Raw genomic sequence first — 24,512 nt, 5'->3', positions numbered from 1 at the left:
CCGCACATGCTGCTCGAAGTCCGCGACCTGCACGTGGAATTCAAGACGCGCGACGGAGTCGCGAAGGCGGTCAACGGCGTCGACTACTCGGTGGACGAGGGCGAGACCCTCGCGGTGCTCGGCGAGTCCGGCTCGGGCAAGTCGGTCACCGCCCAGGCCGTGATGGGCATCCTGGACTCGCCCCCCGGCCGCATCGCGGGCGGCGAGATCCTCTTCAAGGGCGAGGACCTGCTGAAGATGAAGGAGGAGCGGCGCAGGAAGGTCCGCGGCGCCGAGATGGCGATGATCTTCCAGGACGCGCTGTCCTCCCTCAACCCCGTCCTCAGCGTGGGCGCCCAGCTCGGCGAGATGTACGAGGTCCACCGCGGGATGTCCCGCAAGGCCTCCCGGGCCAAGGCCGTCGAGCTGATGGACCGGGTGAAGATCCCGGCGGCCAAGGAGCGCGTGGGGGACTACCCGCACCAGTTCTCCGGCGGCATGCGCCAGCGCATCATGATCGCCATGGCGCTGGCCCTGGAGCCCTCGCTGATCATCGCGGACGAGCCGACCACCGCCCTCGACGTCACCGTCCAGGCCCAGGTCATGGACCTGCTCGCGGAACTCCAGCGCGAACTGAACATGGGTCTCATCCTGATCACCCACGACCTCGGCGTCGTCGCCGACGTCGCCGACAAGATCGCCGTCATGTACGCCGGCCGGATCGTCGAGGCGGCCCCCGTCCACGAGATCTACCGGGCGCCCGCCCACCCGTACACCCGGGGCCTGCTGGACTCGATCCCGCGCCTGGACCAGAAGGGCCAGGAGCTGTACGCCATCAAGGGCCTGCCGCCCAACCTGCTGGCCATCCCGCCCGGCTGCGCCTTCAACCCGCGCTGCCCGATGGCGCGGGCCGCCTGCCGCGCCGAGGTGCCGCCGCTCGCGCGGGTCGCCGAGGAGCGGACCAGCGCCTGCTTCTTCTGGAAGGAGTGCCTCCATGGCTGAGTCCCTTCTCGAGGTGAAGGACCTGGTCAAGCACTACCCGCTGACCCAGGGCGTCGTCTTCCGCAAACTGATCGGCGCGGTCAAGGCCGTGGACGGGGTCTCCTTCTCCCTGAAGGCAGGCGAGACGCTGGGCATCGTCGGCGAGTCCGGCTGCGGCAAGTCGACCGTGGCCAGGATGCTGGTCAACCTGGAGCGGCCGACCGCGGGCGCGATCTCGTACAAGGGCGAGGACATCACCAAGCTGTCCGGGCGCGCCCTGAAGGCCGTCCGCCGCAACATCCAGATGGTGTTCCAGGACCCGTACACCTCGCTGAACCCGCGCATGACGGTCGGCGACATCATCGGCGAGCCGTACGAGATCCACCCCGAGGTCGCCCCCAAGGGCGACCGGCGGCGCAAGGTGCAGGACCTGCTGGACGTGGTCGGACTCAACCCCGAGTACATCAACCGGTACCCGCACCAGTTCTCCGGCGGCCAGCGCCAGCGCATCGGCATCGCCCGCGGCCTCGCCCTGCGGCCGGAGGTCATCGTCGCCGACGAGCCGGTCTCCGCGCTCGACGTCTCGGTGCAGGCCCAGGTGATCAACCTGCTGGAGAAGCTCCAGGACGAGTTCGACCTGTCCTACGTCTTCATCGCCCACGACCTGTCGATCGTCCGGCACATCTCCGACCGGGTCGGCGTCATGTACCTCGGCCGGATCGTCGAGATCGGCACCGACACCCAGATCTACGACCACCCCACCCACCCGTACACGCAGGCCCTGCTCTCCGCCGTCCCCGTACCCGACCCCGGAGCGCGCGCCCACCGCGAGCGGATCATCCTCTCCGGCGACGTCCCCTCCCCGGCGAACCCGCCGTCCGGCTGCCGCTTCCGCACCCGCTGCTGGAAGGCCGAATCCCGCTGCGCCACGGAGGTCCCGCTGCTGGCCGTCCCGGCGGTCTTCCCCCCGGGACCGGCGGCCCACCCGTCGGCCTGTCACTTCGCGGCGGAGAAGCAGGTGGTCCCGCCGCCCCCGCAGGACACGGGCCGGTAGTCCGCGGGCTCCCGGGCCGGCCGCCGCGCCGCCCGGGGACCGGTGCCCCGCCGCCGCCTGTCCACGGAGCGGACGGGAGGCGTCCGGAGGCGATCATTTCCCGCCACCCGCGCGCGGGCGCCCGCGCGGCCGGTGCCGTCCCGGCAACTCCGTTTACACGGGGGCAACTTGACCGTATCTGCCCCGAGATATCAAGCGTGCAGCCTGGGCCGGGTGCGGCCGTGCGGGTGCCGACAACCGGCCGGGGAGGCGCACAGCCTCCCCGGCCGGCCTCCCCCGTGACCCCGGCCGTGCACCACGTACGCCCCTCGCGCTGCCGGAATTCGATCGGTGGGCTGGCACGGATAGTTATGATTCGTAGCGCATGGTGGGTATGCATCTCGCCGAGCACGATTGCGCGAATACGCGAACCGATGTCCGCTCGACGTGGAGGTGAAACGCCGTGGCACTCTCGATCTCGGCCGTGGTGCTGCTGGCGATCGTCGTCTTCCTGCTGGTCCGCAAGTCGGGCCTGAAGGCGGGACACGCGGTGGTCTGCGTACTCCTCGGCTTCTACCTGGCGAGCTCCACCATCGCCCCCACCCTCAACCAGCTCACTTCCAACGTGGCGAGCATGATCAGTGGGCTCAAGTTCTAGACCTCTCCGCCTAGGCTTGCCCCATGAACGGTCTTCCCGCCCGTCGTCTGCTGCTCGTGCACGCGCACCCCGACGACGAGTCGATCAACAACGGCGTCACCATGGCGAAGTACGCGGCCGAGGGCGTGCACGTCACCCTGGTGACCTGCACCCTCGGCGAAGAGGGTGAGGTCATCCCGCCCGCCCTCGCCCACCTGGCGGCCGACCGCGACGACACCCTCGGCCCCCACCGCATCGGCGAGCTCGCCGCGGCCATGGCCGAACTGGGCGTCACCGACCACCGGTTCCTCGGCGGCCCCGGCCGCTTCCGGGACTCCGGGATGATGGGCGCGCCGCAGAACACCCGCCCCGGAGCCTTCTGGTCCGCCGACGTGGACGAGGCCGCCGCCCACCTCGTCGAGGTGATCCGCGAGGTGCGCCCGCAGGTGCTCGTCACCTACGACCCCGACGGCGGGTACGGCCACCCGGACCACATCCAGGCCCACCGCGTCGCCACCCGCGCCGCCGAACTCGCCGCGGAGGGCGGGTACCGTCCCGACCTCGGCGGGCCGCACCGGATCGGGAAGGTCTACTGGAACCGGGTCCCGCTGTCCGTGGCCGAGGCGGGCTTCGCCCGGCTGCGCGCGGACCGTACGGTCCCGTTCCCCGGGACGGCCACCCCGCAGGACGTGCCGGGGGTCGTCGACGACGGGCGGATCACCGCCGAGATCGGCGGCGAGAAGGCCTTCGTGGCCGCCAAGACCGCCGCCATGCGGGCCCACGCCACCCAGATCGCCGTGGACGGGCCCTTCTTCGCCCTCTCCAACGACCTCGGGCAGCCGCTGTTCACCCGCGAGTACTACGAACTCGTCGACGGGCGGCCCGGCGTGCCGGCCGGCGAGCGCGAGCACGACCTCTTCGCGGGGGTGGAGGCGTGACCGGGGCGACGGGGCCCGGCCGGATCGCCGGTTGCCTGGGCCTGCTGGTGGCGGGCGTGCTGACGGGCACGGCCGGCTGGCTGGTGGTGGACCTGTGGTTCCCCGGCGGGCTGGTGCTCGCCCTGTTGGCCCTCTTCGGGCTGTTCCTCGGCGGGCGGATCGCCCTCGGGCCCGGGCTCGGCGTGGGCGGCGCCGCGGGCGGCTGGTTCCTCGCGTACGTGATGCTCGGCATCCCGCGCCCCGAGGGCGACTTCCTGTTGAGTTCGTCCGGAATCGGTATGTACGCATACCTTTTGGGGGGAATCGTGCTGGCTGTGATGTGTGCCACGACGCGCGCGATCCCGGATCGGCCGGTTTCGGCCGCACCGTCCGCCAAGTGACGTGGCGTTGGACATCGCCCGAGGGCCGGTCCGGCGGGGTCGGAACAGGCCGCGATAGGTGCTTGCGGGGGGATTTGCGGGGTCCGTGAGGAACCGCTCGTTCCCGGGGGTCGGTTGCGTACGGGTGACGGCCAGTATGGTGGACGGGCCGCCGAGCTGCCCGCGCACGGTATGACGGGCGGCGGAGCCAACCGGGAGAACCTGCCTTGAGTCGTGAAACTGACAGTTCGTCCTCCGGGCCCCAGGGGCGCGGTGGAGCCGCCTACCCCTCGGGTACCCCGCCGTATGGAACCGGCCAGAATCCGTCCACGACTGTGCCGACCGGGCCCGGCGCGACCCCGGAGGAGAACCCTGTGACCTCGAAGCCGTCCACGCCCGAATCCGACGGGCCCAAGACCGAGACCACTCTGACGACCCGGATCCGGATCAACATCCCGGGCTCGCGGCCGATCCCGCCGGTGGTCGTGCGCAAGCCGATGGGGGCCCCCGCCGACGAGGCGGCCGCCGAACCGGCGCCGCCGCAGACCCGGGCGCCGGGCGCCGCGCCCTCCGCGCAGCCCGCGCCGGGGCCGGGGCGGCCCCTGCCGACCCGGATCGAGGCCGCGCAGGAGCCGGCCGCCCCGCAGGGCGGGCCGGCCGAGGGCGGGGAGGCGGCCAGCAACTGGTTCGCCCCGCGCAAGTCGGCCCCGCAGGCCCCGCCGCAGGGACAGGCCCCGCCGCAGTCGCCGGCGCCCGGCCAGGCGCCCGGAATCCCGGCCGGGGCCCCGCAGGGCCAGGGCCAGGGCCCGTTCCAGGCCCCGCCCGCGGCCCCGCTCCCGGGACGCACCCCGCAGCCTCCGGCGGCGCAGGGCGGCTTCGCCCCGCCGCGCTCCGCGGGCGCGCCCGCCTCGGGCTACAGCCCGGACTACGCCCCGCAGCCGCCCGCCCCGGCCGGCCCGCTGCCCGGCGGCCCCGGTGTCGGGGCGGCCCAGGGCTACCCCGGGTGCCCGGGCGGGCAGGGCGACGCGGGTCCCGTCACCGAGGCGTTCCCCGCCTACGGCGGCCCGGGCACCGGCGGCCCGGCCGGACCCACGGGCGGCCACGGCTTCGGCAGCGGTTCGGTCGGCGCTCCCCCCGGCGGCCCCCGCGCCGACGCGGCGCCCCGCTGGCCCGGCCCCGGGACGGACGGGTCCGGCCCCGTACCGAGGCCGGCTCCGGCGCCGAAACCGGTCCCCGCCCCCGCGGCGGTGCCCAGCCCCGCGCGCCCGAAGGCGAAGGCCCCGGCCAAGCCCGTCAAGAAGGCCCGCTCCAAGCCCCTCCTCCTGGGCGTCGCCCTCCTCGGCGTCCTCGGCGTGGCCTACGGCGCCGGACTGCTGCTGAACCACTCCGACGTCCCCAAGGGCACCACCGTCCTCGACGTCGACATCAGCGGCAGCCGCGACGAGGCCGTGGCCAAGCTCCAGACGGCCTTCGGCGCCCGCGCCGCCGCCCCGCTCCAGCTCACCGTCGGCGGCAAGCAGGTCGAACTGAAGCCGGAGAAGGCCGGCCTGACGCTGGACAGCCAGACCACCGTCCGCAACGCGGCCGGCAGCGACTACAACCCCGTCACCGTCATCGGCTCCCTCCTCGGCCAGGAGCGCGAGGCGACCCCCGTGATGCCGGTCGACGAGGAGAAGCTCCAGGTCGCGCTCCAGGAACTCGCGGGCACGTCCGGCTCGGTCACCGAGGGCACCATCACCTTCGACACCGGCAAGCCCGTCGCCGTGCCCGGCACCCCCGGCACCACCCTCGACGCCGACGCCTCGGCCGCCCTGGTCACCAAGGCCTTCCGCGACACGGTGGCCACCGGCAAGGCCGCCCCGGTCGAACTGCCGGTCACCGCCAAGGCGCCGGTGATCGACCAGGCCGAACTCGACCGCGCCATGAAGGAGTTCGCCGAGCCCGCGATGTCGGCCAACGCCGTCGTCAAGATCGGCGGCAAGCCCCTGGCCTTCGGCTCCAAGTCCCTGCCGAAGATCCTCAGCATGCAGCCGGTGGAGGGCCACCTCGTCCCGAAGTTCGACCTGGAAGCCCTCAAGGAGGTCTACGGGAACACCTTCGACGGGATCCTGATCACCCGGGGCAGCGGCACCAAGACCGCGGTCACCCCGCAGGACGTGGCCGGCGCCCTAGGCGAGGCCCTGCGCGGCAAGACCACCGCCGAGCGGACCGTCGTCGTCGACACCAACCCGTCATGACCGTCCGGGGGCCGGGGCACCGCCCCGGCCCCGGCGTCAGTTCAGCAGCGCGCGGGCCGACGCGGCCTCCGCGCGGATGCGGCCCGCCGCGGTGACGTCGATCGCGTCCACGACCGTCGCGTACGACTCCAGCTCGGCGGCCCCCTCCTGGAAGGCGCCCCGCTCCACCAGCAGCCGCGCCCGCTCGTACCGGAGCGACGCCGGGTGCGACGGCAGCAGCAGCGACAGGTCCAGCGCCCACAGCGCCACCCCGGAGTGCTCGGGCCTGGCCGAGGCCCACGCCCGGACGTTGTTCAGGATCCGCAGCACGATGTCCCGGGTCCGCGCCGGGGTCCGCGGCCCGTCGGCCAGTTCGGCCGGCCCCGTCCCCAGCGAGGCGCCGCCCGCGAACGGATCCACCACCACGCCCTCCTCCGGGTCCCCGAAGCCCACCACGAAGTGCCCAGGCAGCCCCAGCCCGTACACCGGCGCCCCCGCCCGCCGCGCGACCTCCAGCCAGACCACCGACAACAGGATCGGCAGCCCGCGCCGCCGCCTCAGCACCTCGTGCAGCAGCGAGGACTCCAGCCGGTCGTAGTCCGCCGGGGTGCCGTGGAAGCCGAGCCGTCCGCCGAGCAGTTCCGTGACCGCCGAGGCCCACGCCCGCCCGCCCCGCAGCCCGTACGGCAGCATCCCCGCGAGCCGGTCCAGCTCGATCTGCGCCCAGTCCATGGCGCGTTCGTCCAGGTCCGGGTCGCCCTCCGCCGCCAGCAGCAGGCACAGCAGCGCCAGGTCGGGGCGCTCCGACCGGGCCTCCGCCGCGAACTGCTCCCGCCAGCCGGACGTCACGCCGCCTCCCGGAGCTGCCGGTAGTGGTGGTAGCTGTGGTGCGTGGCGAAGCCCAGGCCGTCGTACAGGGCCCGCGCGGCCGCGTTGTCCGCCTCCACCTGGAGCCAGGCCGCCGACGCGCCCTCCTCCAGCGCCCGCCGGGCCAGGGCCGCCATCACCGCCGTCGCCAGTCCCTCCCGCCGGTGCGCCGGGTCGACCGTCACGGCCGCGAAGCCCGCCCACCGCCCGTCCACCACGCACCGGCCGACTGCGCGGCCGCCCGGCAGCGCCGCGAACCACACCGACGGCCCCTCCACCAGCATCCGCCGGGCGAGCTCCGGGTCGTCCACCTTCCCGTAGCGCCCGAGCCACTCCTCGTCCGGGGTGCGCGTCAGCCGTATCTCCGCGGCCGCCGGCGCGTCCACGTCGCCCACCGGGGCCAGCGCGCCGATCCGCACCTGCGCCGAGACCTCGGCCGCCCAGCCGAGCCGCTCCAGCTCCGAGCAGAGCAGCTCCTGGGTGCCGGCGGCGCCCGTGGCGGCCTGTACGTACGCCGGGAGGCCGCGCCGCGCGTACCAGGAGGTCACCCGCGCGAGTGCATCCTCCAGCGGCATCCCCGGATCGCCGAGCGGCAGGACCGAGTTGGCGCGCCGGGTGAATCCGGCGGCCGCCCGTAGTGTCCACTCGCCCAGGGGCTCGCTCTCCAGCGGCGGCCAGGCCCGCGCGGTGATCCGCGCGAGCTCCTCGAAGGAGGCCGCCGGACCCCGCCGGCGGGCCGGGGCTGCGGGCACGACCTTGCCCGCCACCAGCGACGATTCCGAAATGCGGACCGCCTGGCCGTTCTTCTTTGTGATCAGGAGCACACCCCCGTACCAGGATGTGAGAACCCCTACCGTGTCCGCGAACTCGGGTGATCCGCCCGCCCCCGGCTCCACCCGTCGTACAGAGACTCGTTTCCCCACGTCAGCCGGGGTGATACGGATCTCCAGCAGTCCGCCTGCAGCGATTTCCACAGCTCTGTCCGCCCCTCCTGTTCGGATCGTGCCCGGGAACGGAGATACTAGGTGCGGGCATCGACGACGCCGCGCTCCCGCGCGATATGGAAGCCCTACCGAGGAGGAACGAGAGCGTGACCTACGTCATCGCGGAGCCTTGTGTCGACGTCAAGGACAAGGCATGCATCGAAGAGTGCCCCGTCGACTGCATCTACGAGGGCCAGCGGTCCTTGTACATCCACCCGGACGAGTGCGTCGACTGTGGTGCCTGTGAGCCGGTCTGCCCGGTCGAGGCCATCTTCTACGAGGACGACACTCCGGAGGAGTGGAAGGACTACTACAAGGCGAACGTCGAGTTCTTCGACGAGCTCGGTTCGCCCGGTGGTGCCTCCAAGCTCGGCCTGATCGAGCGCGACCACCCCTTCGTCGCGGCGCTTCCCGCCGGCATCAACGGCGAACACTGACCTTTCACGGCAGAAGCACCCCCTCGGCCCCGTGCGGCCTGCCCGCCGCACGGGGCCGAGGTGTTTCGCGCCCCCACGCAGAGAGAGCAGAGACCCCCGTGGCCGCAGTATCCGACCGTCTTCCCGTCTTCCCCTGGGACAAGCTGGAGCCGTACAAGGCCACGGCGGCGGCCCACGCGGACGGCATCGTCGACCTGTCGATCGGCACGCCCGTGGACCCGGTGCCCCGGCTGATCCAGCAGGCCCTCACCGACGCCGCCGACTCGCCGGGCTACCCCACGGTGTGGGGCACGGTCGCCCTGCGCGACGCGATCACGGGCTGGGTGCGCGGACGGCTCGGCGCGAGCGCCGCCGGACACGCCAACGTCCTGCCGGTCGTCGGCTCGAAGGAACTGGTGGCGTGGCTGCCGACCCAGCTGGGCCTCGGCGCCGGCGACAAGGTCGCCTACCCCCGGCTCGCCTACCCCACGTACGAGGTCGGCGCGCGGCTGTGCGGCGCGGAGCCCGTCGTGTACGACGACCCGACGGAGCTGGACCCGGCCGGCGTCCGGCTGCTGTGGCTCAACTCCCCGTCCAACCCCACCGGCAAGGTCCTCCCCAAGGAGGAGCTGATCCGGATCGTGGCCTGGGCGCGCGAGCACGGGATCCTGATCTTCAGCGACGAGTGCTACCTGGAGCTCGGCTGGGAGGCCGAGCCGGTCTCCGTCCTTCACGACGACGTCTGCGGCGGCTCCTACGAGGGCCTCGTCGCGGTCCACTCCCTCTCCAAGCGGTCCAACCTGGCCGGCTACCGGGCGGCGTTCGCCGCCGGCGACGCGGCCGTGCTCGGCGAGCTGCTGCAGATCCGCAAGCACGGCGGGATGATGACCCCCGCCCCCGTGCAGGCGGCCACCGTGGCGGCCCTGGGCGACGACACGCACGTGGCCGAGCAGCGCGAGCGCTACGCGGCCCGCCGCGCCGCACTGCGCACCGCCCTGGAGGCGCACGGCTTCCGCGTCGAGCACAGCGAGGCCAGCCTCTACCTCTGGGTGACCCGGGACGAGCCCTGCTGGGACACCGTCGCCCACCTCGCGGAGCTCGGCATCCTGGTCGCGCCGGGGGACACCTACGGCGAGGCGGGCGCGCGGTTCGTGCGCGTCGCCTTCACCGCCACCGACGAGCGCGTCGCGGCGGCCGTCAAGCGCCTCGGCTGAGCCGGGCCCCGCACCCGCCGTACCGAAACAGCCCGAAGGGGCCGGGAGTTCGTGCTCCCGGCCCCTTCGGTGTCCTGCGGCGGTCAGCCGCCGAGCGGCAGTCCGCCCAGCGGCAGGGCCCCGGTCGGCGAGCCGGTCGGCAGCGAGCCCGTCGGGAGCTCGCCGGTGGGCAGCGAGCCGACCGGCAGGTCCTTCGCGGCGGGCAGCCCGCCGAGCATCGGCGCGGCGGTGCCCACCAGGTCGGCGGCGGCCGGCACGGCCTCGGTGGCGGTGTCCGTGGCCGCCGTGGCGCCGGCGGCGTCGGGTGCGGTGAGGGGTGCGGTGAGCGCGTCCAGCTGCGGCACGGACTCCAGGCCCGCGGCGCTGGCCGCGCCGGCCGCACCGACCACGGGCGCTGCCCCGGCTGCGAGGAGCAGCGCGGCACGGGCGATCCGGCGGGTCAGGGGGAGGGACATGATGCTCCTAAGCGGTAGCGGCTGAGTACGCCGTGTACAACCGCTCGCGGGGCGGGTGGAGTTGCGGATGCCCCGGGTAAAGGATCGGTAACGCATCGTTTAATCGGCCTGCGTGACAAATGCATTCAGCACGCGCCCACCAGGCCTTCCGTGCCTCCGCGGACCCGCCCGGGCCCCGCACCGGCCACCCCCGCACGGGTGACGCCTCGTACGCGCGGCCGGGTGCCTCCGGCGGGCTTCCGGGCCGCCCCGGCAGCCCTCAGCGGGCGGTGAAGATCCGGACCTCGCCGACCGGGGCGGCCTGCCGCTCGCCGCCCTCCGCCGCGCCCTCCGCCGCGCCGTCCGCACCCGTGGGCCGCCACGCGCGGCCGGCCCGGCCGCCGGTCCAGTCCTCGCCGCCGTACGAGACCCGTGCGATCCCCAGCTCCTGGGACCGGGCCACCGCCCAGTGCGCCACGGCACGGCCGCGCCGCTCCTCGGCCGCACCGCCGTCCCGCTCCAGCCGGACGTCGACCCGGCCCTGCGGAGCCCCGCCCGCGGCCGCGGTGTCCGCGACCGCCCCGCCGGGGCCGCCGCCCAGCGCCCCCTCGCCGAAGGCCCGCACCAGCTCCGTCCGCACCCGCGCCGGATCGCCGCCCGCCGGAACCGGACCCGAGCAGACCAGGGTTCCGGCCCCGCCGAAGGCGGCCGTCAGGACCGTCGCGTCCGGCTCGTGCTTGGCGTACGCCTGCGGGAAGCCGCTGCGCTGCACCTTCTGCGCGGCCACCGTCAGCGGCAGCCGCGAGTACCCCGGGACCTCGGCGAGGTGGTCGTAGAAGATCGCGGCCGAGTAGACCGGGTCCGTGATCTGCTCCGGAGTGCCCCAGCCCATCGAGGGCCGCTGCTGGAACAGGCCGAGCGAGTCCCGGTCCCCGTGGTCGAGGTTGCGCAGCGCCGACTCCTGCATCGCCGTGGCCAGCGCGATGGTCACCGCCCGGTCCGGCAGGCCCTTGGAGATCCCGACCGCCGCTATCGTCGCCGCGTTCGAGGCCTGCTCCGGGGACAGCTCGTACTGCTCGGGGTCGGCGCCGGCCGCGGAGGCGGTGCAGTACGGGGCGCCGCCGCCGTTGGAGTTCCGCTGGACGGCGAAGTACCCGATCACCGCGAACAGGACGAGGAGACCGACGGCCACGCGCAGCGGTCTGCGGCGGCGGGAGCGGGGAGGACGGTTCTCGGACACGCGGCCCACCGTACTTGAGACATGTGACGCGTCCACCGGCCGGACGACGCGGCATCCGCGCAGCCCCGGGCGCTAGGGTCGGTTCCATGTCCGAATCCGAGCTGGACCTCACCCTGGACGCCGCCGAGCTGACCGCCCGGCTCGTCGACATTCCGTCCGTGAGCGGCGACGAGGAGGTACTCGCCGACCTCGTGGAACACGCGCTGCGCGCCCTGCCGCACCTGACCGTGGACCGCTTCGGGAACAACGTCGTCGCCCGCACCCACCTGGGCCGCGACGAGCGCGTCGTCCTCGCGGGGCACCTCGACACCGTGCCGATCGCCGACAACGTCCCCTCCCGCCTCGACGAGAACGACGTCCTGTGGGGCTGCGGCACGACCGACATGAAGTCCGGCGTCGCCGTGCAGCTGCGCATCGCCGCGACCGTGCCCGAGCCGAACCGCGACCTCACCTTCGTCTTCTACGACCAGGAGGAGGTCGCCTCCGACCTCAACGGCCTGGGCAAGGTCGCCGAGGCCCACCCCGACTGGCTCACCGGCGACTTCGCCGTCCTGCTGGAGCCCTCGAACGCCGAGGTCGAGGGCGGCTGCCAGGGCACCCTGCGCGTGCTGCTCCGCACGGCCGGCGAGCGCGCCCACTCCGCGCGCAGCTGGATGGGCTCCAACGCCATCCACACCGCGGGCCCGATCCTGGCGAAGCTGGCGGCGTACGAGCCGCGCAGGCCGGTCATCGACGGCCTGGAGTACCACGAGGGCCTCAACGCGGTCCGCATCGAGGGCGGCGTCGCCAACAACGTCATCCCCGACGCCTGCACGGTGACGGTCAACTTCCGCTACGCCCCCGACCGGAGCGAGGCCGACGCGCTCGCCCACGTACGGGAGGTCTTCGCGGACTGCGACATCGCCGCGTTCGAGGTCGACGACTCCTCGGGCGGCGCCCTGCCCGGCCTCGGCCACCCGGCCGCGGCGGCCTTCATGGAGGCCGTCGGCGGCCGCGCCATGCCGAAGTTCGGCTGGACGGACGTCTCGCGCTTCAGCGCGCTGGGCGTCCCGGCGGTCAACTACGGCCCGGGCGACGCCCTGCTGGCCCACAAGGTGGACGAGCGCGTGGAGACGAAGGCGATCCTGCACTGCGAGGAACGACTCCGGACCTGGCTGACCGCCTGAATTCCGCTTCTCGTCACCTTCGTGCGCCTACCCTGATCCAACGATCAGCAGGAGGGAGCACATCATGGGCAACCACGGCAATCCCGACGCGTCCGCTCGTCACCGGCCCGAGGAGCAGCAGCTCGGACCGGTGCTGAGGAGGCGCAGCCAGGTGCAGGCGGGCAGTACGACGGACCAGCGGCTGCTGGACTCGGCCGGGCCCTCCGAGTGGGTGCACACCGATCCCTGGCGGGTCCTGCGCATCCAGTCGGAGTTCATCGAGGGCTTCGGCACGCTCGCCGAGCTGCCCCCGGCGATCAGTGTGTTCGGCTCGGCGCGGACCCCGGTCGACTCGCCCGAGTACGAAGCGGGCGTACGGATCGGGCGCGCGCTGGTCGACGCCGGCTTCGCCGTCATCACCGGCGGCGGCCCGGGCGCGATGGAGGCGGCCAACAAGGGCGCCCGCGAGGGCAACGGCGTCTCCGTCGGCCTCGGCATCGAGCTGCCCTTCGAACAGGGGCTCAACGAGCACGTCGACCTCGGCCTCAACTTCCGGTACTTCTTCGTCCGCAAGACGATGTTCGTGAAGTACAGCCAGGGCTTCGTGGTGCTGCCGGGCGGTCTCGGCACGCTGGACGAGCTGTTCGAGGCGCTGACCCTGGTGCAGACGCAGAAGATCACCCGCTTCCCGATCGTGCTGTTCGGCACGGAGTACTGGAGCGGTCTGATCGACTGGCTGAAGAACACGGTGATCGCCCAGGGCAAGGCCTCGGAGAAGGACCTCTACCTGTTCCACGTCACGGACGACGTGGACGAGGCCATCGCGCTGGTGACGAAGGAAGTCGGGAAGTAGCACCCGCCGCCCGGGGCGGGCCCCCGCCCCGGGATCAGGCCAGGCCCCGGCGGGCGACCGCCGGGGGCCGGTGGCCCCGGATCGAGGCCACCATGTCCAGGACCTGCCGGGTCTCCGCGACCTCGTGGACGCGGTAGACCTGCGCGCCCAGCCAGGCCGAGACGGCCGTGGTGGCCAGGGTGCCGAGCAGGCGCTCCTTGACCGGCTTGTCCAGGGTCTCGCCGACGAAGTCCTTGTTGGACAGCGAGACCAGCACCGGCCAGCCCGTGTCGGCCATCTCGGCCAGCCGCCGGGTGGCCTCCAGGGAGTGCCGGGTGTTCTTGCCGAAGTCGTGGCCCGGGTCGATCATGATCGACTCCCGCGGCACGCCGAGCGCCGCGGCGCGTTCCGCCAGGCCCACGGTGACGCGCAGGATGTCCTCCATCACGTCCTCGTACGCGATCCGGTGCGGCCGGGTGCGCGGCTCGACCCCGCCCGCGTGGGTGCAGACCAGGCCCGCGCCGTAGCGGGCGGCGACCTCGGCCAGCCGGGGGTCGACCCCGCCCCACGCGTCGTTCAGCACGTCCGCCCCGGCCTCGCAGACCGCCTCGCCGACCTCGTGCCGCCAGGTGTCCACGCTGATCACCACGTCCGGGTGGCGGCGCCGGACCTCGGCCACGAAGCCGACCGTGCGCCGGGCCTCCTCGACCGCGTCCACGTGCTCGCCGGGGCCCGCCTTGACGCCGCCGATGTCGATGACGGCGGCGCCCTCGGCCACCGCCTGCTCGACCCGCGCCAGCGCCGGCTCGTCGCGGAACGTCGCGCCCTGGTCGTAGAAGGAGTCAGGAGTCCGGTTCACGATGGCCATGATCACCGGCTCGTGGGTGTCGAACTCGTGCCTGCCCAGTCGCAGCATCCTGCTCTTTCCTCCTTCGGCGGCCCTCGCGCCTCGCCTGCGACCTTAACCTGGTGGCCGGAGTCTCTCAGGGGAGTTGATCGTGTTCTTCTTCTTGATGATCGCGCTGGTCGTGGTCGTGGCAGCGGTCACCCTCGCGGTGGTCGGCGGCGGCGCGGAGGCCGTCCTGCCGGAAGCGGAGCCGGACCGGGTGGCCGACGGGCTGCCGGAGACCCGGCCCGTCGTAAGGGCGGACATCGACGCGCTGCGGCTGCCCGTCGCTCCGCGCGGCTACCGGATGGCCGAGGTGGACGACGTACTGGAGCGGCTGGCGGCGGAGCTGGCGGAGCGCGACGCGCGGATCGCCCGGCTGACCGCGGACCGGGACGGCGCCGCGCCCGGCGACGCGGCCGCTGAGGAGCCCGCCGACGCCGCGGACCCGGCCGCCACCGCCTCCGGCGGCGGACACGTCGACCTCACCAAGGACGCCGGGCGATGACCGGCGCGGTGGCCGGTCCGGACGGCGGCCTGCGCTGCCCGTGGGGGCTGTCCACCCCGGACTACGTGGCGTACCACGACACGGAGTGGGGCCGCCCGGTCCACGGCGACGACGCGCTGTACGAGCGGCTGTGCCTGGAGGCCTTCCAGTCCGGGCTGTCCTGGCTGACGATCCTGCGCCGCCGCGAGGGCTTCCGTACGGCCTTCGCCTCGTTCGAGATCGCGAAGGTCGCGGAGTTCGGCCCGGCGGACGCGGCACGCCTGCTGGCCGACGAGGGCATCATCCGCAACCGGGCCAAGATCGAGGCCACCCTGGCCAACGCGAAGGTCCTGGCCGGATGGGAGCCGGGTGAGCTCGACACCCTCATCTGGTCGTACGCTCCCGGGGAACCGCGTCCGGCCCCGCGGTCGACGGCCGACGTCCCGGCGGTGACCCCCGGGTCCACGGCCCTGGCGAAGGCCCTGAAGAAGGCGGGCATCCGCTTCGTCGGCCCGACCACGGCCTACGCCCTCATGCAGGCCTGCGGGCTGGTCGACGACCACCTCGCGGACTGCGTCTCCCGCGGGGCCTGAGCCCCGCCGGAAGACGCCCCGGTCAGCGGCCCAGGTACGTCGGCGGCTGCTTCGCCAGGAAGGCCTGGACGGCGATGGCGTGGTCCTCGGAGGCTCCCGCGCGGGCCTGGAGGGCCTCCTCGCGCTCCAGCGCCTCCGGGAGGGAGCGGGAGGCCCCGTACGCGAGGGACTCCTTCAACGCGGCGTACGCCACCGTCGGGCCGGCGGCCAGCGTGCGCGCCAGGGTCTCGGCCTCGGCGCGCAGGGACTCCGAGGGCACGAGGCGGTTGGCGATGCCGAGCTCGTACGCCTCCTGGGCGCGGACCGGACGCGGGAACAGCAGCAGGTCGCTCGCGCGGGACGCGCCGATCAGGCGGGGGAGCGTCCAGGACACCCCGGAGTCGGCGGTCAGGGCCACACCGGCGAACGAGGTGGCGAAGGAGGCGGTGTCGGCGACGACCCGGAAGTCCGCCGCCAGGGCGAATCCGAAGCCCGCACCGGCCGCCACGCCGTTCACTCCGGCGACCACCGGCTTGGGCATCTCGGTGAGCGCCCGGACGATCGGGTTGTAGTGCTCGGCGACCGTGCTCATGGTGTTCGAGGAGCCGCTCTCGCGGTCCGCCGCGAGGCTGCCGATGTGCTCCTTGAGGTCCTGGCCGACGCAGAAGGCCCGGTTTCCCGCCGCCGTGAGCAGCACGGCGCGCACCGCTGTGTCCCCGGCCGCCGCCCGGACCGCGTCGCGCAGGGCGACCTTGGCCTCGGTGTTCATGGCGTTCATCGCGTCCGGACGGTTGATCGTGATGGTCGCGAGTCCGTCGGTCACTTCGTAGAGCACGCTGTCGGCCATGGCAGGGGGTCCCCCTTCGTCGCGGGCTTGGCTACCGGCCGGTATCGGCGGGTGCAAGGGCCAGCATGGCGGACCGGGCCGTGCGCGCACATGTGATGTGCGTCAAAGAAAGCGGAGGCCGATACCAGGGGGCAGCGGCGAAGTATCGCAGGCGGGTCCCCGAAATGAGTGGTTTTGGCCGAGCGCGTTGCCCAACCGTTCACAGCCGATGTTGGTCATCGGGTCCTGACATGCGGGATAATGGCCAAGAAGCAATGTGTTCGATGCCGGGTACTAGGCGCCTGAACGGTGCCGTCGGCTGACGATGTGGTTTCAGGAAGGGGAACGAGCATGGCGGCCATGAAGCCGCGGACGGGCGACGGCCCGCTCGAGGTCACCAAGGAGGGGCGGGGCATCGTCATGCGCGTACCGCTCGAGGGCGGTGGTCGGCTTGTCGTCGAGCTGACCCCCGACGAAGCGGACGCCCTGGGTGACGCCCTGAAGAAGGTCGTCGGCTGACACGTCGGCACCCTCTGCGTTCTCCGCACTGCCCCGGCCGCTCGTCCCGACGAGCGGCCGGGGCAGTGTCGTGTCCCGGGCCGGCCCGGTAGTCCCGGGACGACCGGGGGCGCCGACCGGCCCGGTCGTCCGCCAGGCTCCGCCGCCCGCCCCGTCCGACCCCCGTCCGCACCCGTACGCCGGAGCCCCCGTGCCCTTCGCGCCCCCCGCGCCGCCCGCCTTCGCCGACTGCACCCCGCGCGAGAAGGCCGCGCGGATCCTCTCCGACGTGCTCGCGCCGGCGAACCTGGTGGTCGCCCAGCTCCTGCTGATCGGCTGGCACAGCACCGGATCCCCGGCCGGCCTCGGCTGGGGGCTGCTCGCCGCGCTGTTCTGCGGCGTGGTCCCGATCGGGATCATCACCCTCGGCGTCCGGCGCGGCGCGCTCACCGACCAGCACGTCCGGGTGCGCCGGCAGCGGATCGTCCCGATGGCCCTCAGCCTCGTCTCCGTCGTCGCCGGCATCACCCTGCTGCGCGTCCTCGGAGCCCCCGCCGACGTCTTCGCGCTGGTCGTCGCGATGCTCGTCGGCCTGGTGTCCTCGCTGCTGGTCACGATCGGCTGGCAGATATCCCTCCACCTGTCGGTGGCCGCCGGCACCGTCATGATCCTGTTTCTCGTCTTCGGCCCCGCGGCGCTGCCCGCCGCCCTGGGCGCCGCGGCCATCGGCTGGTCCCGGCTCGTCCTGCGGGCGCACACCCCGTCCCAGCTCCTCGCGGGCGCCGCCCTCGGCGCTCACCTTCGCCCTGCTGCGCTGACGCGCCGTACGGCGCCGACGGCTCAGCGCCGCACGGCGCACAGCAGGCCGTCGCCCACCGGGAGCAGGGCGGCCTCCAGCGCGGGGCTCTCGCGGACGCTGCGCAGCAGCTCGCGGACCCGGAGCACCTCCACCGGCTGGGCCGCGGAGTCGACCGTACGGCCGTCGGAGAAGACCCCCTCGAAGCACACCAGCCCGCCGGGGCGCAGCAGGCGCAACGATTCGGCGAGGTAGTCGAGGGACTCGGCGGGGTCCCCGTCGCAGAACACGAGGTCGTACCCGCCGTCGGCGAGGCGGGGGAGCACGTCCAGCGCGCGGCCCGGGATGAAGCGGGCGCGGTTGCCCGCGAAACCGGCGGCGCGGAAGGCCTGACGGGCGAAGGCCTGTCGGTCGGCCTCGGGATCGACCGTGGTCAGCACCCCGTCGGCGCGCATCCCGTGCAGCAGGTGGATGCCCGAAACACCGGTCCCCGTACCGATTTCGGCGACCGCCTTGGCGTCCGCCGTGGCGGCGAGCAGGCGCAGCGCAGCCCCGGTTCCGGGGGAGACGGAGCGCAGGCCCACTTCCCTGGACCGGTCACGGGCCCATCGCAGAGCGTCGTCCTCGGCGACAAACGCGTCGGCGAACGCCCAGCTCGTCTGCCGGTTGCCGGTAATGACCCTCTCCTGTCCCCATAGTTGGCGCAACGGTGACTGTATCCGCTGAGGTCGGGAACCCGCAGATGGGACCGGGCGTTGTGAAGGGTGGAGACGGGATCAGAAGGGACGGCGCCGGGCAGATCGGCGATCCGGACCGTTCCGGGGACCGGCCCCCGTGCAAAGTTAATGCAAAAACGCTTATCCCAAGCTGACGGAGGGGGTGGCTATGGTAGGGAATCCACTGGACACCACCAGAGCCGACAGGGGAGGTGCGGCTGCGCCTGTGGATCGTGGGGGCGTCATCCGGCGCCTCTTCTGGTCGGCGGGTGAGCCGAAATCCGTGACCGACATTGCTGACCCCTTCCACACCGCCGACACCGCAACCACCGCGACCTTTGCCGCCGATGCGGGCTCGCAGGCGTGGACCCCTCCCTCGTGGGAGGAGATCGTCAGCACGCACAGCGCGCGGGTCTACCGCCTCGCCTACCGTCTGACCGGCAACCAGCACGACGCCGAGGACCTGACGCAGGAGGTCTTCGTCCGCGTCTTCCGCTCGCTGTCCACCTACACGCCCGGCACCTTCGAGGGCTGGCTGCACCGGATCACCACCAACCTCTTCCTGGACATGGTCCGCCGCAAGCAGCGGATCCGCTTCGACGCGCTGGGGGACGACGCCGCCGAGCGTCTGCCGAGCCGCGAGCCGTCCCCCCAGCAGGTGCTCCACGACACCCACTTCGACGCGGACGTCCAGCAGGCGCTGGACACCCTCGCGCCGGAGTTCCGTGCCGCCGTGGTGCTGTGTGACATCGAGGGCCTGTCGTACGAGGAGATCGCCGCCACCCTCGGCGTGAAGCTCGGCACCGTGCGCAGCCGCATCCACCGCGGCCGTTCCCACCTGCGCAAGGCGCTCAAGCACCGGTCTCCCGAGGCCCGCGCCGAGCAGCGCGCGCTGGCCGGCGTGGCCGTGGGCGCGCCGGCCACCGGGGGAGAGGGCGGAGCCGAGTGAGCGGAGCCAGTCCGTCCCCCGCGGAACAGCACCTGGGCGACCGCCTCGCCGCCCTGGTGGACGGGGAGTTGAAGCACGACACGCGCGAGCGGGTCCTGGCCCACCTGGCCACCTGCGCCAAGTGCAAGGCCGAGGCCGACGCCCAGCGCCGTCTGAAGACCATGTTCGTCGAGAGCGCGCCGCCGCCGCTGTCCGCGGGGCTGCTCGCGCGGCTCCAGGGCCTGCCGGGCAGCGGCCCCGAGGGCCCCTCCGGTCCCGCGGGCCCCGGTGCTCCGCCGGGCGCCGACCCGTTCGGCTCGTTCGCGTACGCCCTGCCCACGGCCCCCCGGCCGGAGCAGCAGGGGTTCCGCATCCACGAGGTGGGCCGGCCGCGCCGCCGCCTGGCCTTCGTGGCCGCAGGAGCCGTCTCGCTGGCCGCGCTCGCCCTGGGCGGGTCACTGCCGCTGGAGGCCGTGGACCCGAACGTCCGGGGCGAGTCCCCCGCGCCCGCCACCCGGTCCGGACCGGCCGTGTCCGTGGCCGACGCGGTCGTCCGCGACCGCCGTCCCACGCCCGCCGCCGTCCCCGGTCCCAGCCTGCTGGCGTCCCTGCCGACGCCGCTCCCGCCGCTCCACCCCTCCCCGCCGGCATCGGCTCGACCGGTCTCCCTCCTGCGCTGACCCGGGACCTGGTTGAATCTGCGGCACATGTGCACAGGCAGGCGGGGAGCGCCCATGGCGGACAGCCAGCAGACCGATCCGGCACCGTCCTGGTGGAGCCGGCCCGAGGGCACGGCGGAACTCCGCCGCGAGGGGGTTCCCGCACCGCGCCCGGAGGCCGGACCGGAGCCCGGTCCGCACGCCGGTGCGGCGTCCGGCCCCGAGCCGGGCGCCCACGCCGCCGCCGACCGTACGGCGGCCGCTGCGGAGCCCGGGCCCGAGGCCCCCGGCGATCCGGCGGCGGCCGCCGCGCCCGTGGTGCGGTACGACCCCTGGGGCGACCAGCCCCTCCAGGTCGTGGACCGGGGCCGCCAGCGCCGCGGGATCGGCCTGTGGCAGCTGGTGGCCTTCGGCGCGGGGGTCGCCCTGCTCGCCGGCGGCATCGGCGGGTACCTCGGCGTGGTCGCCGAGCGCCGGAGCAGCACCCGGCTGGAACTGCCGCAGGCGGGCGTCGCGGCCGCGGGCCGGGCGCCCGGGAGCGTGGCCGGGATCGCGGCCACCGCCCTGCCCGGCGTGGTGACCCTGCACGTGCGGTCCACCGACGGGAGCGGGACCGGCACGGGATTCGTCCTCGACGCCCAGGGCCACATCCTGACCAACCACCACGTCGTCGGCGACGCCAAGGACATAGGCGTCACCTTCAGCACCGGCGAGAGCGTCAGCGCCGAGCTGGTGGGCCGGGACACCGGGTACGACCTGGCGGTGGTCAAGGTCAGCGGGGTGCGCGGGCTGCGCCCGCTGAGCCTCGGGAACTCCGAGAACGTCCAGGTCGGCGACCCGGTGGTGGCCATCGGCGCCCCGTTCGACCTCTCCAACACCGTCACCGCCGGGATCATCAGCGCCACCGGCCGGCCCGTCACCGCGGGCGGCGACAAGGGCGACGGCAGCGACGTCAGCTACGTCGACGCGCTCCAGACCGACGCCCCCATCAACCCCGGGAACTCCGGCGGCCCCCTTCTCGACGCCAAGGCCCACGTGGTCGGCATCAACAGCGCGATCCGGGGTGCCGACAAGGACGACCCCGACCGGCAGGGCGGCTCCATCGGCCTGGGCTTCGCCATCCCCATCAACCAGGGCAAGCGCGTCGCCGAGGAGCTGATCCGCACCGGCCGCGCCACCCACCCCGTCATCGGGGTCACGCTCGACCTCCAGTACAAGGGCGACGGAGCCCGGGTCGGGGACAAGGCCGCCGACGGCAAGCCGTCCGTCGTCGCCGACGGGCCCGGCGCCCGCGCCGGGATCCGGGCCGGCGACGTGATCACCAAGGTGGACGGGCAGCGCGTACGCGGCGGTGACGAGCTCATCATCAAGATCCGGGCCCACCGCCCGGGTGATCCGCTGACCCTCACCGTGCTCCGCGAGGGCCGCGAGCGCACCCTGGAAGTGGTCCTCGGATCGTCGAACGGCTCGTGAGGCGCGCCTGACGTCCGGGTGAAACCGTCGTCGATGCGGTACGCAGGTATGGGCCCGCGGAGAACGCCGGGTACCGTGTGTCCAGGCCCGAAGTGAAGAGAGCCGAGGAGCGGCAAGGTGTTCAACGACATAGGCGCACTCGAACTTGTCACGATCGTGGTGCTCGCCATCCTCATTTTCGGCCCCGACAAGCTGCCCAAGGTCATCCAGGACGTTTCGGGCATCATCCGGAAGATCCGCTCCTTCTCGGACAGCGCGAAGCAGGACATTCGCTCCGAACTCGGCCCCGAATTCAAGGACTTCGAGTTCGAGGACCTGAATCCGAAGACCTTCATCCGCAAGCAGCTGGGCGAGAACGAGGACCTCAGGGAGATCCGCAGCAGCTTCGATCTCCGCAAGGAGCTGAACGACGTCACCGACGCCGTCAACAGCCGCGAGGGCGACGCCGCGCCGGCCCCCGCGACCCCGGCCGCCACGCCCGCGGGCACCGGCCCGGACCTGCTGAAGAAGCCCGCCGTCCCGGCCGCCGAGCAGCCCTCCCGTTTCGACGCCGACGCCACCTGAGCCGCGCCCTGCCCGGCGAACCGGGGTCCGGTGGCTATCCTCCATCTGTCCGGACGCAGGACGCCCGAGGGGGGCGGGCCGCCGATGGACCCGACGGAACGAGAGGCCGCGCAGATGGAGACGACGAGCAGTAGCCGGGTAGGGGTGCAGCCCGCCGAAGCCCCCGCCGCCGCACCGCAGGACCAGCAGGACCCGCAGGACCCCTCCGTACAGCCGCAGGACGGGGCCCCTCCCGTCCCGGTGGCCCGCCGGACGGCGGAGGGCTTCCTCGCCGCCGACTTCCCCTGGTACGGGCTGGACGGGGCCTTCGCCGGCCGACGCTGGCTCATGCAGGCCGCCGCCGCCGCCGACGGCACGGTGGAGCACGGCTCGACGGGCCACGGCGACGAGCCGTCCGCCCGGGGCAAGATCGCCACCGGCGAGAAGGAGCGCTTCGCGGTGGTCATCACCGTCGCGAGCAACCCGCTGCGCCGCAGCGGCGACGGTACCGGCGTCCTGGAGGCCACCTCGGTCTCCTCGGCGGCCTGGCTGGCCGGCTCGGGACTGCTGGCGTACAGCTGGCCCGGACAGATGGACCACTCCCTGCGCAGCGACTGGCTCGACCAGCAGACCGAGGCCGCGTGGGAGCTCGCGGACGACCTCGGCGGCGAGGACTGGTCGACGCTGTCCCTGCCGGTCGACGGGGAGCCGACGCCCTTCCACTACCGCGAGTCGGAGTTCGGGTGGGTGCTGGCCGGCTCCACCGGCAGCGGGGTGCACCTCGGAGCCTTCGGGCGCGGCATGAGCGCGTACGGGATCGGCTTCGCCGCGATCGAGGACCTCGGCACCTACGAATAGCCCCCGGCCCGGTCCGGCGCGTACGGACCGCCCCCTGGGCCGGGCCGCGCGAGCCCGGCCCGGCCCCGGAAGGGCGGGGACACCACGCGAAAGGCACCGCGGGAAACCCCGCGGCGCCTTTCGCGCGTCCGGTACGGGCTCGGCCCGCCCGGACTCAGAACTTGTTGCGCGGGGTGATGCCCAGGGACATGCCCGACAGGCCGCGCGCGCGGCCGCCCAGCTTGCCCGCGATCGCCCGCAGGGCCGCACCGGCCGGGGACTCCGGGTCGGACAGCACCACGGGAGTGCCGTCGTCGCCGCCCTCGCGCAGCCGGACGTCGATCGGGATCGAACCCAGCACGGGCACCGACGCGCCGACCGTCTTGGTCAGCCCGTCGGCGACCTTCTGGCCGCCGCCCGAGCCGAAGACGTCCACCATCTCGTCGCAGTGCGGGCACGGCAGGCCCGACATGTTCTCGACGACGCCGACGATCTTCTGGTGGGTCTGCACGGCGATCGACCCGGCCCGCTCCGCGACCTCGGCAGCGGCCTGCTGGGGGGTGGTGACCACGAGGATCTCGGCGTTCGGGACCAGCTGGGCCACCGAGATCGCGATGTCGCCGGTGCCCGGGGGCAGGTCCAGCAGCAGCACGTCCAGGTCGCCCCAGAACACGTCGGCCAGGAACTGCTGGAGGGCCCGGTGCAGCATCGGGCCGCGCCACACCACCGGCGCGTTGCCCGGGGTGAACATGCCGATGGAGATGACCTTCACGCCGTGCGCCGACGGCGGCATGATCATGTTCTCGACCTGGGTGGGGCGGCCCTCGACGCCGAGCATCCGCGGCACGCTGTGCCCGTAGATGTCCGCGTCGACCACGCCGACCTTCAGGCCGTCGGCGGCCATGGCCGCGGCCAGGTTGACGGTGACCGAGGACTTGCCGACGCCGCCCTTGCCGGACGCGACCGCGTAGACGCGGGTCAGCGATCCCGGCTTGGCGAACGGGACCTCGCGCTCGGCGGTGCCGCCGCGCAGGGTCGTCGCCAGGTCCTTGCGCTGCTCGTCGCTCATCACGTCGAGGGTGACGGCGACGGAGGTGACCCCGGCGACCCGCTCCACGGCCTCGGTGACGTTCTTCGTGATGGTCTCGCGCATGGGGCAGCCCGACACCGTCAGGTACACGGTGACCGCGACCGCGCCGCCGTCGCCGATCTCCACCGATTTGACCATGCCGAGCTCGGTGATCGGCCGGTGGATCTCGGGGTCGTTCACCGTCGCCAGCGCGTCCAGGATCGCGTCCTGTTCCGGAACGGCGGCGTCGGCGGAGCTTGTGTCGGTAGCCATGCCCCGATGGTACGGCTCGGTAGCACGGCTCGGGAAAGCTCGCTAGCGGTCGCCTTCGTCACGTTCGTCGGGGAATAGCCTGCGCTCGTCCATCTCCTTGATCAGGTCCTGGAATTCCGAGCGGATCCAGTCGCGCGTGGCGACCTCGCCCAGACCCATCCGCAGGGCCGCGATCTCCCTCGTCAGGTACTCCGTGTCGGCGATGGAGCGCTCGTTCTGCTTGCGGTCCTGCTCCAGATTGACGCGGTCGCGGTCGTCCTGCCGGTTCTGCGCGAGCAGGATCAGCGGAGCGGCGTACGAGGCCTGCAGCGACAGCATCAGCGTCAGGAAGATGAAGGGGTACTGGTCGAACCGGAGGTCGTCCGGCGCGAAGATGTTCCACAGCACCCAGACGACGACGACCAGGGTCATCCAGACGATGAACCGGCCGGTGCCGAGGAAGCGCGCCACCCGCTCCGACAGCCGCCCGAACGCCTCCGGGTCGTACTCGGGCAGCAGCGACCGGCGCGGGGCCCGAGGCTGGTCGAGCCGGACCCGCTGACGCGTCAGCGCGCCCGACCCCGTCGCGGCGGCCGCCTTCGCCCGCTCGGCCCGGTGCTCGGCCCGTTCCGCGCGCTCGGCCCGCTCGGCCCGTTCCGCGCGCTCCCGCACCCGGTCCGCGGCGTCCTCCAGCCG

At 73.5% G+C, this 24,512-nt stretch carries 27 protein-coding genes; 18 read left to right on the top strand and 9 right to left on the bottom strand.

The features are described 5' to 3' along the window. The first annotated feature begins 6 nt into the window (after positions 1-6). The 6 genes from ACFWTC_RS19615 (at position 7) to ACFWTC_RS19590 (ending at position 6,164) form a co-directional block, all read left to right on the top strand. On the top strand, positions 7-981 hold the full coding sequence (locus ACFWTC_RS19615) for an ABC transporter ATP-binding protein (protein WP_383917879.1): 975 nt from the start codon (positions 7-9) through the stop codon (positions 979-981). Beyond that, positions 974-2,014: an ABC transporter ATP-binding protein gene (locus tag ACFWTC_RS19610; protein WP_383917882.1), complete on the top strand. Its 1,041-nt coding sequence runs from the start codon at positions 974-976 to the stop codon at positions 2,012-2,014. The genes ACFWTC_RS19615 and ACFWTC_RS19610 overlap by 8 nt, the downstream gene beginning before the upstream one ends. Positions 2,015-2,456: 442 nt before the next feature. Next, a complete protein-coding gene (locus ACFWTC_RS19605; RefSeq protein ID WP_069921796.1) occupies positions 2,457-2,651 on the top strand; it encodes a hypothetical protein in 195 nt (64 codons plus the stop codon). 23 nt (positions 2,652-2,674) lie between these two features. Continuing rightward, the gene (gene mshB / locus ACFWTC_RS19600; RefSeq protein ID WP_384028222.1) at positions 2,675-3,568 is read left to right on the top strand and encodes an N-acetyl-1-D-myo-inositol-2-amino-2-deoxy-alpha-D-glucopyranoside deacetylase; all 894 of its coding nucleotides are present in this window, start codon (positions 2,675-2,677) and stop codon (positions 3,566-3,568) included. Further along, a complete protein-coding gene (locus tag ACFWTC_RS19595) occupies positions 3,565-3,948 on the top strand; it encodes a DUF6113 family protein (protein ID WP_383917887.1) in 384 nt (127 codons plus the stop codon). Before mshB ends, ACFWTC_RS19595 begins: the two co-directional genes overlap by 4 nt. A 353-nt stretch (positions 3,949-4,301) precedes the next feature. After that, positions 4,302-6,164, top strand: a complete 1,863-nt coding sequence (locus tag ACFWTC_RS19590; protein WP_384028220.1) for a hypothetical protein — start codon at positions 4,302-4,304, stop codon at positions 6,162-6,164. Positions 6,165-6,200: 36 nt separating this feature from the next. Here ACFWTC_RS19590 and ACFWTC_RS19585 read toward each other — a convergent pair whose 3' ends face one another. Both ACFWTC_RS19585 and ACFWTC_RS19580 read right to left on the bottom strand, forming a co-directional pair. After that, entirely contained in the window at positions 6,201-6,992 is a 792-nt protein-coding gene (locus ACFWTC_RS19585) for a tetratricopeptide repeat protein (protein WP_383917893.1), read from the bottom strand. After that, positions 6,989-7,984: a GNAT family N-acetyltransferase gene (locus ACFWTC_RS19580; protein WP_384028218.1), complete on the bottom strand. Its 996-nt coding sequence runs from the start codon at positions 7,982-7,984 to the stop codon at positions 6,989-6,991. Before ACFWTC_RS19580 ends, ACFWTC_RS19585 begins: the two co-directional genes overlap by 4 nt. Positions 7,985-8,100: 116 nt before the next feature. Here ACFWTC_RS19580 and fdxA point away from each other — a divergent pair, with 116 nt between their 5' ends. Then, entirely contained in the window at positions 8,101-8,430 is a 330-nt protein-coding gene (gene fdxA, locus ACFWTC_RS19575) for a ferredoxin (RefSeq protein WP_030011906.1), read from the top strand. Positions 8,431-8,528: 98 nt separating this feature from the next. Further along, a complete protein-coding gene (dapC, locus tag ACFWTC_RS19570) occupies positions 8,529-9,623 on the top strand; it encodes a succinyldiaminopimelate transaminase (RefSeq protein WP_383917899.1) in 1,095 nt (364 codons plus the stop codon). Between the two features lie 83 nt (positions 9,624-9,706). Here dapC and ACFWTC_RS19565 read toward each other — a convergent pair whose 3' ends face one another. Then, the gene (locus tag ACFWTC_RS19565; RefSeq protein ID WP_383917901.1) at positions 9,707-10,078 is read right to left on the bottom strand and encodes an ATP-binding protein; all 372 of its coding nucleotides are present in this window, start codon (positions 10,076-10,078) and stop codon (positions 9,707-9,709) included. A 259-nt stretch (positions 10,079-10,337) separates the two neighbouring features. Continuing rightward, complete coding sequence (locus ACFWTC_RS19560) at positions 10,338-11,306, bottom strand: hypothetical protein (protein WP_383917904.1); 969 nt, start codon at positions 11,304-11,306, stop codon at positions 10,338-10,340. 77 nt (positions 11,307-11,383) lie between these two features. On the opposite strand from ACFWTC_RS19560, the gene dapE reads away from it, so the two are divergent. Beyond that, positions 11,384-12,463, top strand: a complete 1,080-nt coding sequence (gene dapE / locus ACFWTC_RS19555) for a succinyl-diaminopimelate desuccinylase (RefSeq protein WP_384028216.1) — start codon at positions 11,384-11,386, stop codon at positions 12,461-12,463. A gap of 64 nt (positions 12,464-12,527) precedes the next feature. Continuing rightward, on the top strand, positions 12,528-13,295 hold the full coding sequence (locus ACFWTC_RS19550; RefSeq protein ID WP_383917909.1) for a TIGR00730 family Rossman fold protein: 768 nt from the start codon (positions 12,528-12,530) through the stop codon (positions 13,293-13,295). A gap of 34 nt (positions 13,296-13,329) precedes the next feature. Here the strand turns inward: ACFWTC_RS19550 and folP are convergent, their stop codons facing one another. Then, the gene (gene folP, locus ACFWTC_RS19545; protein WP_384028214.1) at positions 13,330-14,190 is read right to left on the bottom strand and encodes a dihydropteroate synthase; all 861 of its coding nucleotides are present in this window, start codon (positions 14,188-14,190) and stop codon (positions 13,330-13,332) included. Positions 14,191-14,266: 76 nt separating this feature from the next. On the opposite strand from folP, the gene ACFWTC_RS19540 reads away from it, so the two are divergent. Together ACFWTC_RS19540 and ACFWTC_RS19535 are read left to right on the top strand one after the other, a co-directional pair. Further along, positions 14,267-14,668 (top strand): DivIVA domain-containing protein, encoded by a 402-nt coding sequence (locus ACFWTC_RS19540; RefSeq protein WP_383917915.1) that lies wholly within the window; start codon positions 14,267-14,269, stop codon positions 14,666-14,668. Further along, positions 14,665-15,240, top strand: a complete 576-nt coding sequence (locus ACFWTC_RS19535; RefSeq protein ID WP_383917918.1) for a DNA-3-methyladenine glycosylase I — start codon at positions 14,665-14,667, stop codon at positions 15,238-15,240. Before ACFWTC_RS19540 ends, ACFWTC_RS19535 begins: the two co-directional genes overlap by 4 nt. 22 nt (positions 15,241-15,262) lie before the next feature. Here the strand turns inward: ACFWTC_RS19535 and ACFWTC_RS19530 are convergent, their stop codons facing one another. Continuing rightward, entirely contained in the window at positions 15,263-16,066 is an 804-nt protein-coding gene (locus tag ACFWTC_RS19530) for an enoyl-CoA hydratase/isomerase family protein (RefSeq protein ID WP_383917921.1), read from the bottom strand. A gap of 330 nt (positions 16,067-16,396) precedes the next feature. Between ACFWTC_RS19530 and ACFWTC_RS19525 the strand changes: the two genes are divergently transcribed. Next, positions 16,397-16,564: a DUF3117 domain-containing protein gene (locus tag ACFWTC_RS19525; RefSeq protein ID WP_003966491.1), complete on the top strand. Its 168-nt coding sequence runs from the start codon at positions 16,397-16,399 to the stop codon at positions 16,562-16,564. 819 nt (positions 16,565-17,383) lie between these two features. On the opposite strand, the gene ACFWTC_RS19520 is transcribed toward ACFWTC_RS19525, so the two are convergent. Further along, entirely contained in the window at positions 17,384-18,046 is a 663-nt protein-coding gene (locus ACFWTC_RS19520) for an O-methyltransferase (protein WP_383917924.1), read from the bottom strand. 178 nt (positions 18,047-18,224) lie between these two features. Between ACFWTC_RS19520 and sigE the strand changes: the two genes are divergently transcribed. From sigE to ACFWTC_RS19495, 5 genes are all read left to right on the top strand, one after another. Further along, complete coding sequence (gene sigE / locus ACFWTC_RS19515; protein ID WP_383917927.1) at positions 18,225-19,004, top strand: RNA polymerase sigma factor SigE; 780 nt, start codon at positions 18,225-18,227, stop codon at positions 19,002-19,004. Continuing rightward, positions 19,001-19,663, top strand: coding sequence for a zf-HC2 domain-containing protein (locus ACFWTC_RS19510; RefSeq protein WP_383917930.1), 663 nt, complete (start codon positions 19,001-19,003; stop codon positions 19,661-19,663). Before sigE ends, ACFWTC_RS19510 begins: the two co-directional genes overlap by 4 nt. Positions 19,664-19,717: 54 nt before the next feature. Beyond that, the gene (locus ACFWTC_RS19505) at positions 19,718-21,115 is read left to right on the top strand and encodes a trypsin-like peptidase domain-containing protein (protein ID WP_383917933.1); all 1,398 of its coding nucleotides are present in this window, start codon (positions 19,718-19,720) and stop codon (positions 21,113-21,115) included. A 117-nt stretch (positions 21,116-21,232) separates the two neighbouring features. After that, a complete protein-coding gene (locus tag ACFWTC_RS19500) occupies positions 21,233-21,679 on the top strand; it encodes a sec-independent translocase (RefSeq protein WP_383917936.1) in 447 nt (148 codons plus the stop codon). Between the two features lie 114 nt (positions 21,680-21,793). Further along, positions 21,794-22,516, top strand: coding sequence for a hypothetical protein (locus tag ACFWTC_RS19495; protein WP_384028260.1), 723 nt, complete (start codon positions 21,794-21,796; stop codon positions 22,514-22,516). Positions 22,517-22,670: 154 nt separating this feature from the next. Here the strand turns inward: ACFWTC_RS19495 and ACFWTC_RS19490 are convergent, their stop codons facing one another. Both ACFWTC_RS19490 and ACFWTC_RS19485 read right to left on the bottom strand, forming a co-directional pair. Then, on the bottom strand, positions 22,671-23,837 hold the full coding sequence (locus ACFWTC_RS19490; protein WP_383917939.1) for an Mrp/NBP35 family ATP-binding protein: 1,167 nt from the start codon (positions 23,835-23,837) through the stop codon (positions 22,671-22,673). Positions 23,838-23,879: 42 nt separating this feature from the next. After that, positions 23,880-24,386, bottom strand: coding sequence for a DUF1003 domain-containing protein (locus ACFWTC_RS19485; protein WP_383917972.1), 507 nt, complete (start codon positions 24,384-24,386; stop codon positions 23,880-23,882). Positions 24,387-24,512: the final 126 nt, after the last annotated feature.

The sequence above is a fragment of the Streptomyces sp. NPDC058619 genome (assembly GCF_042717785.1).
Classification (GTDB): Bacteria; Actinomycetota; Actinomycetes; order Streptomycetales; family Streptomycetaceae; genus Streptomyces.
The sequence above is the reverse complement of the archived record's forward strand: the minus strand, read 5'-3'. Positions and strand labels throughout refer to the sequence as shown.